The following is a 14,471-nucleotide window of genomic DNA, read 5'->3' as shown; positions in this document are numbered from 1 at the left end:
GATCGGCATGAATGAGATTAAATAGCGATCGATTATTTTCCCAGTCTCCTAGTCTCTCAGTCAAGTCAGACTAGGTTGTTCAGCATTGTTTTTTCAGCTAGTTCCCCCAATAAACCACCGCGCACACCAAAAGGGAATTAAAATGCCTAAAGCGATCCAATCGCGCCATCTCAACTTCAATTGATGCCATTGAACTCGATGCTCGTTAGGACTAGTAAAACCGCGAACGTCCATTGCCGTAGCAATTTGTTCTGCTCTAAGTAGTAAATTTTCGAGCAATTTTTCGGAAACAATTAACCATAATTGTGTGCTACGACGCAATCCAAGTTTCTTCCAGTCGATCGCTCTGGTGCGAATTGAACGGACTAAATTCTGTACTTCTTCTAAGACTAAAGGAATAAAGCGCAGAGAAAGAGTCAAAGTTAAAGTAATTTCGGCAATGGGTAAATTTAAGCGACGCAGGGGACTCATGAGATCTTCTAAACCTGCGGTAATTTCTTCAGGAGCCGTGGTTAAAAGATACAAACTGGTACTGTAAATCAAAGTAAAAATTAGAGTAGATACCTTGACAGCTATGTCCAGAGAGCGACGAGTAATTGTCAGGCGAGGCAAAAAAGCGAATTTGGGTTGATCAAAGTAAACGAAGCGATAACTGCTAGCATTTGGCAATTGAGACTGACAGGCAGACGAAGGGGATACTTGATTAGGTTTATTACTAGAGGTTACTTCAGGATTAGCACAAAAAGGTGGCGTTCTTGGCTGATGCGTTACTGCTAAAGTATCGGGAGCAACGCTAGCAAACAAAAATAAGAAAGTACATAACAACAACAACCAGCCAATTTGCTTCCACCAGACGCGAAAGGGGATTCCCGCAACAATAGTCAACAGGATTAATGACCCTGCCAAGACGATACGCCACCAGGGATTACCTAACACAGGAGCAATCAAAAAGGTCATTAGCCAAGCTAATTTAACTCTAGGATCGACTTTGTGCAGCCAAGTTATAGGTTGTTCTAAATAAGAACCAATCGGAAGCGATCGCAATAAATCCATGTCTTTTGTCAGAGAAGAAAGGAAAACTAGGGATTAATTTAATCACCGATCACTGCTCGCTGCTCATTGATTTCTCTGGCGACGAATCTCTCTAGTTGCTGCTTCATGCTCACTTAACGTTTTGCTGAAGACATGAGTACCATCATAACGTGCGACAAAGAATAGGTAATCAGTGTTGTCGGGGTTTAAGGTAGCTTTAAGGCTCGCCAAACCAGGTGCAGCGATGGGAGTGGGAGTTAAGCCTGTATTCATATAGGTATTGTAGGGGGAGGGAGTGCCTACTTGAGAATAGGTTAAAGGTTGATCTGCCGTCTGTCTAATACCTAAACCATATTCTACCGTGGGGTCTGATTCTAGCTTAATTCCCTGATTTAGCCTCGCGGTAAAAACCCCCGCAATTAAAGAGCGCTCTGTGCCAATCACGGCTTCTTTCTCAACGATGCTGCTGAGGGTGACCCAATCTAACAGGCTCATATCTGGTTTTGCTGCTTCATAGACAGGTAAAGCAGTTTTCTCAAACCGAGTCAACATGGTATTGATGATTGCTTGAGGATCGTTGGTTAAGTCGCTAGATATTTTGTAGGTATCAGGATATAAAAATCCTTCTAAGATTGGTAAATTTTGGGGTAGCCAAGGATATTTGTCGTAGGGAATATTTTTGACTGCCTCGGCAAACTCGGCAGCGCTAAAATAGCCTTGTGACTCAAAGTATTTTCCCATCTGTCTGGTTGACCAACCTTCGGGAATAGTGAAGTCGATCTGCATAATTTTGCCAGACCAAATCTTAGCTGCAATATCAGTTAAGGGTTCTTCAGGAGACAATTGATAAGTGCCAGCTTTAAATCCGCCAGAGGAGTCGGCAGCTTGCTTGTATTTAGTCCAAAGTTTCCAAGCATTGAGAGATTTAACCAAACCAGCATCAGCTAACTGTTCGCCAATTTCATTGCCTGAAACTCCAGGTTTAACAGTAAACTGAACTTGCTTTGGTTTGCCTTCGCTGCTCGCCTCTACAGGAGCAATTGAACTATTCCAACTAGTCCAACCCAAAAGTGCAGTTGCACCGATCGCTATGGGTATAATTTTTATCGCCAAGCTTTTAGGAGATTTAGTGCGAGAAACTGGTTTTTTACGCTTTTTTTGAGCAGTCATTTTAAATAGATCTGGCTAGGTTAAATCATTAATCATTGGCTCTAAAAATAAAGCTGGGTCTTATCTTAGCCTGGTTTTTTAGAACTGTCTGTTTTATGCTAATTAATCCCTAAATATAGATAAAACTGACTGATTTTCGCAACCAACTATTCTTCTGACAGTAGTTCTTCAAGAATTGGCAATAGGTTTTCCTGATCTGGAGAAACCAATTCTAAATGGTTTTCTGCATCGTAGCGCGCAAAAAATAACAGCGGAGTTAAGGGTGTATAAATCCCGTATTTTTGCTCGGCATGAAAGAAATAACATAGAGACTGCAATTCCTCGTCAACGTCATCATCATCTTCACCACTATCAAGAGTCAACACCTGTTCCTCTTCAATGGGAGGTAACTCTCCCGTAGCAGTCAGAGTATAGGCTGTGTGGTGTAGATAGAGATTTTGTTCGGCTAATACCGCTTTGGCATTGTCAAATATTTTGGCGATCGCCTCTTCATCATCTAGCATTGCTGCTTCTACTTCATCTTCACTATCCTGGTTAATAGTCATGATAATGACAGGAATATCAACAGGTACTAATAGTAAATAGGTCAGTTGATCTACTTCCAAAGATTGCTCAATGTAGCAAGGAAGCGATCGCCCATCCTCATCAACAATGGTCAGAGTTTCCTCGTCATATTGTTCGTTATAGTTAAACCCAGATGACGGCATAATTTTTAGGTTATAAAAAATTTTTGCTAATCAATAAACCTTTCAATCGGCTCAAAGCCTCCTTAATCAGGCTGATTGATACGTTTATATTAGACTAAAGAATACCATTTTTTCAGTGGCAAAAGACTGATTTAGTTATAAAGTAGTAGTACTTACTACTTACATCAGCTTCTATTCTTTTTTGGGTTGATAAGTCGAAGCAATTTCCAGCTCTTTAAGTTGCTTTTTATCTACCGCAGCAGGGGCATTGGTTAAGGGACAGCTAGCCTGTTGAGTTTTGGGGAAGGCAATTACATCGCGAATTGATTCTTCTCCCGCCAGAAGCATGACCAAGCGATCTAAGCCAAAGGCAATTCCTCCATGGGGAGGTGTGCCATACTCAAAAGCCTCTAACAAGAAGCCAAATTTATTATCGGCTTCCTGATCGGATAAACCGATCGCTTTAAACACTTCTGCCTGAAGTTCTTTTTGATAGATTCTCAAGCTACCACCACCAATTTCGATCCCGTTGTATACCAAGTCATAAGCTTGCGCTCTAGCAGTAGTTAAATCGGCTCGATCTTCGGGATAAGGAGCGGTAAAAGGATGGTGAAGTGCTTCGTAGCGTTTCTCATCGGCATTCCATTCAAACATGGGGAATTCTGTGACCCAGATTAAATTAACCTGTTGGTTATCAATTAAGCCCATTTCTTGCGCAATAAATAAGCGGAGACGATCTAAAGACTTATTGACGGTATCAGTATCTCCTGCCCCAAACAAGAGTAAATGTCCTGGTTTTGCTCCAGTACGTCTGAGCAATTCCTGTTTTTGCTCTTCATTGAGATTATCTTTGATTGCCCCAATGGTGTCGATTTCGTTGTTTTCCCGCACGCGAATGTAGGCAATTCCTTTTGCCCCTGCGGTAACGGCTTCGTTAAAAATATCCCCCTTGGGTTTAATCCGCACATTCGAGATAGCATCATTGCCTCCAGGGATAGGTAACACTTTAACCTGTCCACCACTAGCGATCGCCCCTGAGAAGACTTGGAATCCCGAATCTTGTACAATATCGGAAACATCAACTAATTCCATGGCAAAGCGAGTATCGGGGCGATCTGTCCCGTAACGCGCCATCGCGTCAGCATATGTAATCCGGGGAAAAGGAGTTGATAATTCAATTCCCTTAACGGTTTTAAAAATACGGCTGATTAACCCTTCGTTGAGTTCAATAATTTCATCTTGAGAGAGAAAACTCATTTCCATGTCTAGCTGAGTAAACTCTGGCTGTCGATCGGCGCGCAAATCTTCATCGCGGAAGCAACGGGCAATTTGATAATAGCGATCGCAACCCGATACCATTAATAATTGCTTAAATAATTGGGGAGACTGAGGCAGGGCATACCAATTACCAGGATTTACTCTCGATGGCACCAAATAATCTCTTGCCCCTTCAGGGGTCGAACGAGTCAGGATCGGCGTTTCCACTTCAATAAAGTTTTGCTCGTCTTCTAAGAAACGGCGCATTGCCTTAACTACCTGGTGACGTAACTGGAGGTTTTTCGCCATGCGATCGCGTCTTAAGTCTAAATAACGATGTTTCAGCCGTAGCTTTTCACCAACAGTTTCTGTATCGGCAGTAGAAACCTGAAAAGGAAGCTGTTTACTAACGGCGTTGAGGACTTCAATTGATTCAGCATAAATTTCTACCTGTCCTGTCGGCAGATTATCGTTAAGAGATTCTGGGGGACGCTGACTAACTCGCCCCACGGCTTTAACTACATATTCACTACGCAAAGACTCCGCATCAGCATAAGATTTAAGGGTACGCTGGGGATCGCTGACAATCTGAACTGTGCCAGTGCGATCGCGCAAGTCAATAAATATAACTCCCCCGTGGTCACGACGACGATCGACCCAGCCAAAGATAGTAACAGTTTGATCTATATGTTCGGCTCGCAATTCGCCACAGTAATTTGTTCTCATGCCCAGTAGCTAAGTAATTAAGTAAGATACAGCGTCTCTAAGAGTAACAAAATCTGTCCCCTTCTTGTTTACTATTTAATCGTTTAATCCGATCGCTGGCTCAATTTTCGCTCATCTTATGCCGAAATAATTCTCTAGAGACGAGACATCTGAAAAAAATCTCCATACAATAGAGCGAGTTTATGCATAAAATTGTGCATCAGTGGCGATCGCCTCTTTTATAGTAGGGGCGAACGGCCGTTCGCCCCTACCTGCTACTTATGTTTTTACGTTTATCTCCAAAAACAGAACCCAATTTAACCAATCTCAATCGAGCCAGCAATTTTAAATACTTATTTTTGCTTTTTACTGTGGCAACATCCCTTTGTGTCGGATTCAAACCAGGTCATCAAATCACCTCTAATCCCGAAGCTTTATTGGTTTTGGGAGGACATGAAGAGCGAGAAAGATATGCAGCCCAATTAGCTCAGCAACACCCCGATCTGCCAATTTGGATTTCTTCTGGTAGTCCTCAAGCATATGCTCAAAAGATTTTTCATAATGCAGGGATCAAAAGCGATCGCCTTCATTTTGATTACAGAGCCAGCGATACCGTAACTAATTTTACGACCTTAGTAGATGAACTAAAAGCTCAGGGAATAGACAGCGTATATCTCATCACCTCAGAAAACCATATGCAACGAGCAAAAGTCATTGGCGACATAGTGCTTCGTAGTCGAGGAATAAACTTTCAAGCGATCTCTGTGCCTTCAAAAAACCCTCCTGAACCGATCGAAAAGACTGTGCGGGATGGAGCAAGAGCCTTTTTTTGGCTGATTACCGATTAGTAATTACTGATTCAGTATGGAGAACGACACCTTAAGCTACTATAAGTCTGATGTGAATTAGCTATCTAAACACCATAGATGAATACTCCTGGTCACTACATACTTAATCTAGCTTTACTAGGAAAAACAAGCTCTGCCACGGAGAATCTAGCGATCGCGATCGGCGCAATTTTACCTGATGTACCAATATTCATCTTTTATTTAGTTGCCAAATTTATTTATAAAATGCCCGAAGGCAAAATTTGGTCAGAGGCTTATTATGAACCTTTTTGCCAAAACACAGTGGCTTTGTTTCATTCGATTCCTTTGGCACTCATTGGAGCTGCTATTTGTTATCGTTTTGATTGGAAACCAGGGCTAATTTTGTTTGTTAGTATGGTCTGTCATTCTTTATTAGACCTTCCCGTACACCACGATGATGCCCATCGTCACTTTTTTCCTTTGAGCAACTATCGCTTGATTAGTCCATTTTCTTACTGGGATGTTAATCACTACGGCAGAATCGTTGCTTTTATTGAAATGGCATTAGTATTGGGAGTAAATCCACTGGTGCTTAGTTTGCTAAATTCCCCTTGGACAAAAGGAATTGTAATTGCGATCGATATGTTCTATCTATATGGTTATTTCCGTTCCTATTTATTTACTAATTACTAATTACTAATTACTGATTACTAATTGTTGATGGGCATCATTTAAGTATTCGGTATTTGTTTATTGCTCACTGCTCACTGCTCACTGCTCACTGTCTATGCTTGCTCCTTGGCGATCGCCACTTTCTAGTGCCATTCACCACAATCGTTCTAAACCCCATTCTCGTTATTTTCAGTTAGCTACTATTAACCCAGCAGGCTATCCAGCTAATCGTACTGTGGTTTTTCGCGGCTTTTTAGATGACGAGCAGAATCGGCTGAAAATTATTACTGATGTTCGTAGTGCCAAGATGCAAGATATTGAGCATCAACCCTTAGCTGAAATTTGTTGGTACTTTACTAAAACCCGCGAACAGTTTCGGATCTCAGGAAAGCTTCAGTTGGTTACTGTTCAATCAACAAATCTTGATTTACAACAAGCACGTAAGATAACTTGGCAGGATCTTTCTGACTCTGCGCGATCGCAATTTTCCTGGCCAGATCCCGCCCAACCTAGATCAGATAAATCGGCTTTTGAGATCGAGCTTACAGACGCAAATAACCCTCACGATAATTTTTGTTTATTATTATTGACTCCCCACAGAATCGACTATCTTCAATTAAAAGGAGATCCTCAGCAACGCTTTTTATATAATCTGCAAGAAGATCAAACCTGGACAACTCAAGCAGTTAATCCTTAATTTCAGCAATCAGTAATCAGTAACCAATGAAAAAAATCGGCACTTTGGGAGAACAGTTAATTGGTCGATGGTTACAGTTAGATAATTATGAGCTATTGGAGTATAACTGGCGTTGTCGCTGGGGAGAAATTGATTTAATTGCTCAGGATCGAACATCTGGGGCGATCGCCTTTGTCGAGGTTAAAACCCGCAGCGCCTATAATTGGGATGCAGATGGTTTACTGGCGATCGACGCTATTAAACAGCAAAAGTTAATTCAAACTGCATCTTTTTTCTTAAGTAAACATCCTTCCTTGGCTGAATTTCCCTGTCGCTTTGATGTAGGACTAGTCAGTTATCAACCCTGCGATCTTACCAAAAATGCCAACTCTGATTTGGCTCAAATTAATCATCTGGAAATTGGTCAAGCAATTACAATTGAGCGTCATCAACTAACCATTAAAGATTATTTAGCAGCAGCTTTTGATTAATTTCTCGGTTTTTTCCCAGAACGGACAATCAAAAATATCTTGAAACTTCCTGGTATTTTATCGGTATATTTTCTCAGTAATTGTACCCTGGTAAAAATACGCAATCGCCAACTTTGTTTCAACCAGAGACTAAGTATTATTACTTATTTGTTAAAATAGCTTGAATTAATTTTAGTTGACGAGGAAATTTATTTCTTAATCTTTAATTGAAAGCGATCGCTAATTACTCTATAACTATAAATAGAATTAGAATAGTTAAGAAATTAAATCTAAACAGCAGTGAAATTTTTGTCAAACAAGGTGTAAATAGCTTTGCTTTTATCAGAAATCCTCAAAACGTTTATCTGAGTAGACGATTTTACTAATAAAATAAAATACACAGCATTAACATCTGTCTAATTTGACTGAAAAGCTTAAAAAATAATTAAATTTGAGTTAATTTAGCTCAAATTTTAGTTTTACCCTGGTTTCAAAGGGATTATAAATTCAGTAATCATACGGATGAGTAAAATTTCGGAGATGAATACAATGTGACTGTCAAAGCTTTTGTTTAGTCTAAATAAAGTTTTGATTTGGTAAATTCTGACCTGGCGACTCTATCGACATTGGAAAAAATTGCCACAGACTCCAACAGATTAATAAACTTTTCTGGCTATCTGGCTGTAAAAAAAATCTTTTTGAATTTAAATAAATACTGTTTCAGCCAAAAGCGTCCCTGAGCAAATTCATTAGTCGCACTATCAAAAATTATCGGATTGATGTTCTCCCAAGCAATAACGAAAAAGCTGAGTTAATCATGAAAAAAATCACCTATCAAGCTGCCTTAAAAGACCTAATCTTGCTCGTCCCCACTGAAGAATATAGCAATCCTGAATTAGCCCAAAGTTTAATTGAATCAGGTGTTAATGAACCAATTATTTTTTCTACTGATGGCACAAAAAGTCGTTTTGGGATGAAAAAACTCAACGTCAAAGATGGACTCAAAAGACTTAACTTGGCAGCAAGTAATCCAGAAATTGGTGAGTTGGTTGCTCAAGTAGTACTAGTAGAAGATTCAATTACGGAATTAATGCCCCTAGCAACTACTACTTCTGGCAAAAAAACATCTGAAGTACACCTTGACCAAAAAACTTACAGCTGGAAAAACGAAAAACGCAATATTTCAGAACGCTGCACTGCAAAAGAGTTGGGAAGTAAATATGGGATTAGATTGCAGTATCTTAACACCGTCATTCAGGGTAAAGTCAAATGCAGCAGAGGTTGGAGTTTGGTTAGATCTGAAGCAGCGGTATCTTAAAGAGAGCAATTTCTCTAATTTCTTACTCGGTCGATCGTCCTGAAAAACCCAAAATTTATCAACTAAGTTTAGGTGTTAAAACCTTGACTCAAAGCAGTGTAACTTTTTCCCATAGCAATCACAATTGCTGGAACTACGCTGCTTTTTGCTTTTTAGAGGTGGAATCTAATACCATTTCTCAAAAGTAATAAGGGACTTAGTAGGTTGGGTAGAACGATAGTGAAACCCAACAAAATCTTTTGATCGTTGGGTTTCGTGCCTCAAACGCCACTTGCTATATCCGAATGTGTATCCGTGATAGACAACCGAGGACACCTCGGCGACGCGAAGGACGCGAGCTTGCGAGCTAATCCTTTAGGACTAGTCCTTTAGGGCAAGGCAGTGGCTCCCCCAACCTACAATTTGATTTTATCTCTCCACTTACTATTGAAAATTGCTATTAGAAATGGAATCTAAAGCCTTGCTGAAGTAGAAGCACGATCTTCAAACTGTTTTTCCAAAATATTTAGTCATTTTTTCCTGAGAAACGTTAACATAAGTTAACAACGTTTTAAAAAAACCAATAGCTTGTTAGTACTGCTTTGTCTTTACATATCTTAAACTATATCTAAATGGACTATGACGGGTCAAGGTATCTAGTCAGATGTAACCCCGCTAGTTTTGGGGTTTGACAAGGTGAGAATCGTTAAAATAAACAAACATATAAGATTTTTAATCTTCAGCTAAGGGAGGCTGTCTGAGTGAGCAAAGATAACAATAAAAAGTGGCGTAACGCAGGTCTATATGTCTTGCTAGCCATCGTGGTAGTTGCTTTAGGTACTGCCTTTTTAGATCAACAACCACAAACTAGTCAAAGTTGGCCTTACAGCAGACTAATTGACGAAGTTCAAAACAATAAAATCGAAACAGTAAAAATTAGTGCTGACCGTACTCAAGCGCAGGTAATTGACCGAGAAGGAACACCAATTAGAGTTAATTTACCCAACGATCCTCAGTTAATCGACATCCTCAGTGATAATGGTGTTGATATTGCTGTACTTCCTCAAGGAGATGAAGGATGGTTATTTAGAGCTTTAAGTAGTCTCTTGTTCCCGATTCTTTTATTAGTAGGATTATTCTTCTTGTTAAGAAGAGCGCAAAGTGGCCCAGGCTCTCAAGCCATGAATTTTGGTAAATCCAAAGCCAGAGTACAAATGGAACCCAAGAGTCAAGTAACCTTTGGTGATGTAGCGGGGATCGAACAGGCCAAGCTTGAGCTAACTGAAGTTGTTGATTTTCTCAAAAATGCCGATCGCTTTACTGCTATTGGTGCCAAAATTCCTAAAGGCGTGCTTTTGGTTGGCCCTCCAGGAACAGGTAAAACTTTGCTAGCAAAAGCTGTAGCTGGTGAAGCTGGAGTACCTTTCTTTAGTATTTCTGGTTCAGAATTTGTCGAGATGTTTGTCGGTGTGGGTGCGTCCCGTGTCCGTGACTTATTTGAACAGGCAAAAGCTAATGCTCCTTGTATCGTCTTTATCGATGAGATTGATGCAGTAGGTCGTCAACGTGGTGCTGGTCTTGGTGGAGGTAATGATGAGCGGGAACAAACTCTTAACCAACTATTAACTGAAATGGATGGTTTTGAGGGTAACACTGGTATTATCATCATCGCTGCTACCAACCGTCCTGATGTACTTGACTCGGCCTTAATGCGTCCTGGTCGTTTTGACCGTCAAGTAGTAGTAGATCGTCCTGATTACGCTGGTCGTCAAGAAATCCTTAATGTTCATGCTCGTGGTAAGACTCTGGCTAAAGACGTTGACCTAAACAAGATTGCTCGTCGTACCCCTGGCTTTACTGGTGCAGATTTAGCAAATTTGCTTAATGAAGCAGCGATCCTAGCTGCGCGTCGTAGCTTAACCGAAATCTCCATGGATGAAGTCAATGATGCGATCGATCGCGTTATGGCTGGCCCAGAGAAGAAAAACCGCGTGATGAGTGAAAAACGTAAAGAGCTTGTGGCCTATCATGAAGCTGGTCACGCTCTAGTTGGTGCTTTAATGCCCGACTATGACCCCGTACAAAAAATCAGCATTATCCCTCGCGGACGTGCTGGTGGTCTAACTTGGTTTACTCCTAGTGAAGATCGGATGGAGTCTGGCTTATATTCCCGTTCCTATCTCCAAAACCAAATGGCAGTTGCTTTAGGTGGACGTTTGGCAGAAGAGATTATCTACGGTGAAGAAGAAGTAACCACTGGTGCTTCAAATGACTTACAACAGGTAACCAGAGTAGCTCGTCAAATGGTAACTCGTTTTGGGATGAGCGATCGCTTAGGCCCTGTTGCCCTTGGTCGTCAGAATGGAAACGTCTTTATGGGTCGAGATATTGCCTCTGACCGTGATTTTTCCAACGAAACCGCAGCAGCGATCGATGAAGAAGTACGTAACTACGTCGATCAGGCCTACAGTCGCGCTAAGAAAGTATTGATGGAAAACCGCCACATCTTAGATAAATTAGCGGACATGCTAATTGAGAAAGAAACAGTGGAAGCAGATGAGTTACAAGATGTTCTAGCTAACAACGATGTGAAAATGGCATCTTTAGCATAAGTATTTGGTTACTCAATCAAATTACTAGTTTTTAAATAATTTAAACCTAGGCAGCACTCATAATATGGGTGTTGCCTATTTCTTTTTCAATCGGCAAAAAAAGCCTAGAGCTTACAGTCAATGTCAATATAGTGACAACAGATTTCTAATACTAGATAATATTTGTTCAATATCATCGAGGCTTAATCGGTCAAGGCAACTTTTACTTTGATTTGCTCAAATTACTAATATTTCTTTCTATGTCATCTCCTTTTTTAGAAAATCGCAGCTTATCTTCAGTATTAGATTCGACTCAGTTAGACTTGTCAGTAGTTGTGCCGATTTATAACGAAGCCGAAAGTATCGAAGCTTTAATACAGGCGATCGCTGATGCTGTAGCCACAACAAATTTGCATTACGAAATCATCTGTGTTGATGACGGTTCAAAAGATCGTTCTACCGATGTCTTGACCGATCTTGCTCGCAGCAGAACAGATCTCAAGGCGGTAATTCTACGTCGTAACTATGGGCAAACTCCAGCAATGGCAGCAGGATTTGAATTGGCTACAGGAAAAGTAATCGTGACTTTAGATGGCGACTTGCAAAACGATCCTGCGGATATTCCGCTGTTGTTGGGCAAACTGGAAGAAGGCTACGATCTGGTAAGTGGGTGGCGGATCAAAAGACAGGATGCAGCCTTGACTAGACTATTACCCTCAAAGATTGCCAATATCATTATTGCTAAGGTGACAGGGGTAAAACTACACGACTATGGTTGTTCCCTTAAAGCATACCGTGCCGAATTAATTGCCGACATGAACCTATATGGTGAACTGCACCGCTTTTTACCAGCCTTAGCCTATATCGAAGGTGCGCGTATTGCCGAAGTACCCGTAAGTCACCATGCCAGACGCTTTGGTCAAAGTAAATATGGTTTAGGTAGAACGATTCGAGTCGTGATGGACTTATTAACCGTTTACTTCATGAAGAAATTTCTCACTCGTCCAATGCACGTTTTTGGCTTAGGTGGGGTGATTGCGCTATTAACGGGGATAGCCATGGGAACATATCTCACGATTGTAAAACTATTCTTCAATCAAAATATCGGCGATCGCCCTTTATTGATCCTGGCTGTATTGCTAATTATTACGGGAGTCAATTTATTTTGCTTTGGCTTAGTAACCGAACTGTTAATGCGTACCTACCATGAATCCCAAAGAAGACCAATTTATCGTATCCGAGATGTTGTGGGTAAAAAGTAAACTTGGTTTGATATTCAAAATCTATGAGTTGATATATTAATTGAATGTACAGGAAAAGTTTCTGAGGTGAAATAATTTCTTGTACATGGGAGATCGCAGATGAACATAGTAATTATGATTGAAGAAGTCGAGTTCGTGACAAGTTAAAAGACTACGATGTTTGTCAACTGGCTTAAAGTTCTAAGCTTTTAAGATATTGTCGCTCAACTTTTCCTGCTTAAAGGGCGATCCGAAGGCTAGGCGGAGCCTAATCGCCTATAAGAGCAAATACATCCATCTTTAGTGTTAGTTTATTAACATGACACATCTGTAGTAGTTGACTAGCATCAGATTATCTTAACTTGTCACGAATGGGCAATTCCTAATAGTCTAACTTTTGGTAAAGTCCAGCACGATTTTCCCTTGCGTCCCTCCCCGCTCTAAACGCTGATGTGCTTGAATCACCCGATCCCAAGACAGCGTTGAATCAATGACGGGGCGAAGCTGAGTGCGCTCGATTAGCTTTGTCAAAGCATCTAATTTTGCTCGGTACTGTGGCGAGAAAACAAAATGGATAGTCAGATTCTTGCCCCATGCTTCTATGAGTGATTGTGGTGTTTCAGTGTCTACAATACTCACAAGCCTGCCGAATGGGCGAATAATTTCTGGGCTACGCTGGATTGTATGCCCACCGACCGTATCCAAAACTAAATCAACACCTAGCTCATCTGTTTCCTGAGAAATAACTTCCGCGTAATCTTCGTTTTTGTAATCAATGGCTCGATCTGCGCCCAGTTCTTTAACAAAATCGAAATTTTTAGAACTGCATGTTGTAAAAACATAGGCTCCCATCGCTTTTGCAAGTTGAATCGCAATAGAACCAACGCCACCAGCACCCGCATGAATTAGAACTGATTCCCCAACTTGAAGATTACCTCTCGTCACTAGACAGTCCCAAGCCGTTCCTCCTGCAAGAGGAAAACACGCTGCTTCAATGTGCGACAAGTTAGAAGGCTTAAGCGCAACAATCCCTGCGTCAGCAACATGATATTGAGCATAGCTGCCAGATTCTCCAAAAATCTGTGGCGAGTAATAAACTTCATTTCCTACCTCAAAGTCTGTCACTGACTCTCCAACTGTCTCAATAACCCCTGAAATGTCAACTCCGATAATTGCTGGTAATCGAACCAGGTCTTTGTAGTCACCACGGCGAGTCTGATAATCAACTGGATTGATCGATGTCGCACAAACCCGGACTAGAACCTGATTAGGTTTTGGTACTGGCTTGGGTACAGTTTGAATCTCAAAACTCTCAGCACCACCAAATGTCGTTAGTACGGCTGCTTTCATAATTTCCATCTCTATTAACCATCCTTTATAATCAACGGTAAAGGTATTTCGATACCACTCAATGTATAGTGGTTCTTTCTTGTCACGCAAGTCAGCACCATTTAGTAAGGTAGTTACTGTCTAGTCGCAAATGCAGTCATCACAACCCCATAGCTTGCCAAAAAAAATCTCTGCTTCTCAACCAACTGTGGCTCATATCGTGGAGCATACTCTTGGTTGTAAATGGATGCTGCAAGTTTTACGCTTAATTCGTCAAGGAATCAACCGCCCAGGAGCGATGACTCGTGCAACTGAGGGATTGACAACTAAGGTTTTGAATGAGCGATTAGTAGATCTCGTCAACTTTGGTATTGTCGAGAAAGTTGCTTATCCAGAAATTCCGCCCCGCGTGGAGTATAAGTTGACTGCCTTTGGCTCTCGGTTCGTTGAAATTCTGGATGTTATTGATGATTTAGAAGAATATAGATAGTAGCTTATGTGCAAGTTAAAGCGCAGCCCAACAAAGCAGACTCAAA

13 protein-coding genes are annotated in these 14,471 nt (G+C 41.0%); 8 read left to right on the top strand and 5 right to left on the bottom strand.

Translation table 11 applies throughout. The annotated features are described in order from the left end of the window. Positions 1–93: 93 nt before the first annotated feature. The 4 genes from KME09_20170 to aspS form a co-directional block, all read right to left on the bottom strand. Positions 94–1,053: an energy-coupling factor transporter transmembrane protein EcfT gene (locus tag KME09_20170; protein MBW4536259.1), complete on the bottom strand. Its 960-nt coding sequence runs from the start codon at positions 1,051–1,053 to the stop codon at positions 94–96. Positions 1,054–1,116: 63 nt separating this feature from the next. Beyond that, positions 1,117–2,202: an endolytic transglycosylase MltG gene (gene mltG / locus KME09_20165; protein ID MBW4536258.1), complete on the bottom strand. Its 1,086-nt coding sequence runs from the start codon at positions 2,200–2,202 to the stop codon at positions 1,117–1,119. 146 nt (positions 2,203–2,348) lie between these two features. Beyond that, entirely contained in the window at positions 2,349–2,909 is a 561-nt protein-coding gene (locus KME09_20160) for a DUF3727 domain-containing protein (protein MBW4536257.1), read from the bottom strand. Between the two features lie 171 nt (positions 2,910–3,080). Beyond that, the gene (gene aspS / locus KME09_20155; GenBank protein ID MBW4536256.1) at positions 3,081–4,871 is read right to left on the bottom strand and encodes an aspartate--tRNA ligase; all 1,791 of its coding nucleotides are present in this window, start codon (positions 4,869–4,871) and stop codon (positions 3,081–3,083) included. A 260-nt stretch (positions 4,872–5,131) separates the two neighbouring features. Between aspS and KME09_20150 the strand changes: the two genes are divergently transcribed. The 7 genes from KME09_20150 (at position 5,132) to KME09_20120 (ending at position 12,627) form a co-directional block, all read left to right on the top strand. Continuing rightward, positions 5,132–5,698, top strand: a complete 567-nt coding sequence (locus KME09_20150) for a YdcF family protein (protein ID MBW4536255.1) — start codon at positions 5,132–5,134, stop codon at positions 5,696–5,698. A 78-nt stretch (positions 5,699–5,776) separates the two neighbouring features. Beyond that, a complete protein-coding gene (locus tag KME09_20145; GenBank protein ID MBW4536254.1) occupies positions 5,777–6,352 on the top strand; it encodes a hypothetical protein in 576 nt (191 codons plus the stop codon). Positions 6,353–6,446: 94 nt separating this feature from the next. After that, positions 6,447–7,028 carry a pyridoxamine 5'-phosphate oxidase family protein gene (locus tag KME09_20140; protein ID MBW4536253.1) on the top strand — a complete coding sequence of 194 codons (582 nt, stop codon included), beginning with the start codon at positions 6,447–6,449 and terminating at the stop codon, positions 7,026–7,028. Between the two features lie 26 nt (positions 7,029–7,054). Then, positions 7,055–7,498, top strand: coding sequence for a YraN family protein (locus KME09_20135; protein MBW4536252.1), 444 nt, complete (start codon positions 7,055–7,057; stop codon positions 7,496–7,498). 796 nt (positions 7,499–8,294) lie between these two features. After that, the gene (locus tag KME09_20130) at positions 8,295–8,795 is read left to right on the top strand and encodes a hypothetical protein (protein MBW4536251.1); all 501 of its coding nucleotides are present in this window, start codon (positions 8,295–8,297) and stop codon (positions 8,793–8,795) included. 740 nt (positions 8,796–9,535) lie between these two features. Continuing rightward, positions 9,536–11,386 carry an ATP-dependent zinc metalloprotease FtsH3 gene (gene ftsH3 / locus KME09_20125; protein MBW4536250.1) on the top strand — a complete coding sequence of 617 codons (1,851 nt, stop codon included), beginning with the start codon at positions 9,536–9,538 and terminating at the stop codon, positions 11,384–11,386. Positions 11,387–11,625: 239 nt separating this feature from the next. Then, positions 11,626–12,627 (top strand): glycosyltransferase family 2 protein, encoded by a 1,002-nt coding sequence (locus tag KME09_20120; GenBank protein ID MBW4536249.1) that lies wholly within the window; start codon positions 11,626–11,628, stop codon positions 12,625–12,627. A 369-nt stretch (positions 12,628–12,996) separates the two neighbouring features. Here KME09_20120 and KME09_20115 read toward each other — a convergent pair whose 3' ends face one another. After that, positions 12,997–13,956: a zinc-dependent alcohol dehydrogenase family protein gene (locus KME09_20115; GenBank protein ID MBW4536248.1), complete on the bottom strand. Its 960-nt coding sequence runs from the start codon at positions 13,954–13,956 to the stop codon at positions 12,997–12,999. Positions 13,957–14,152: 196 nt separating this feature from the next. Here KME09_20115 and KME09_20110 point away from each other — a divergent pair, with 196 nt between their 5' ends. After that, positions 14,153–14,425 (top strand): helix-turn-helix transcriptional regulator, encoded by a 273-nt coding sequence (locus KME09_20110; protein ID MBW4536247.1) that lies wholly within the window; start codon positions 14,153–14,155, stop codon positions 14,423–14,425. The last annotated feature ends 46 nt before the right edge of the window (positions 14,426–14,471 follow it).

The organism is Pleurocapsa minor HA4230-MV1, from assembly GCA_019359095.1.
Classification (GTDB): Bacteria; Cyanobacteriota; Cyanobacteriia; order Cyanobacteriales; family Xenococcaceae; genus Waterburya; species Waterburya minor.
Note: the sequence above shows the minus strand (reverse complement) of the source record. Positions and strands in the feature narration are given on the sequence as shown.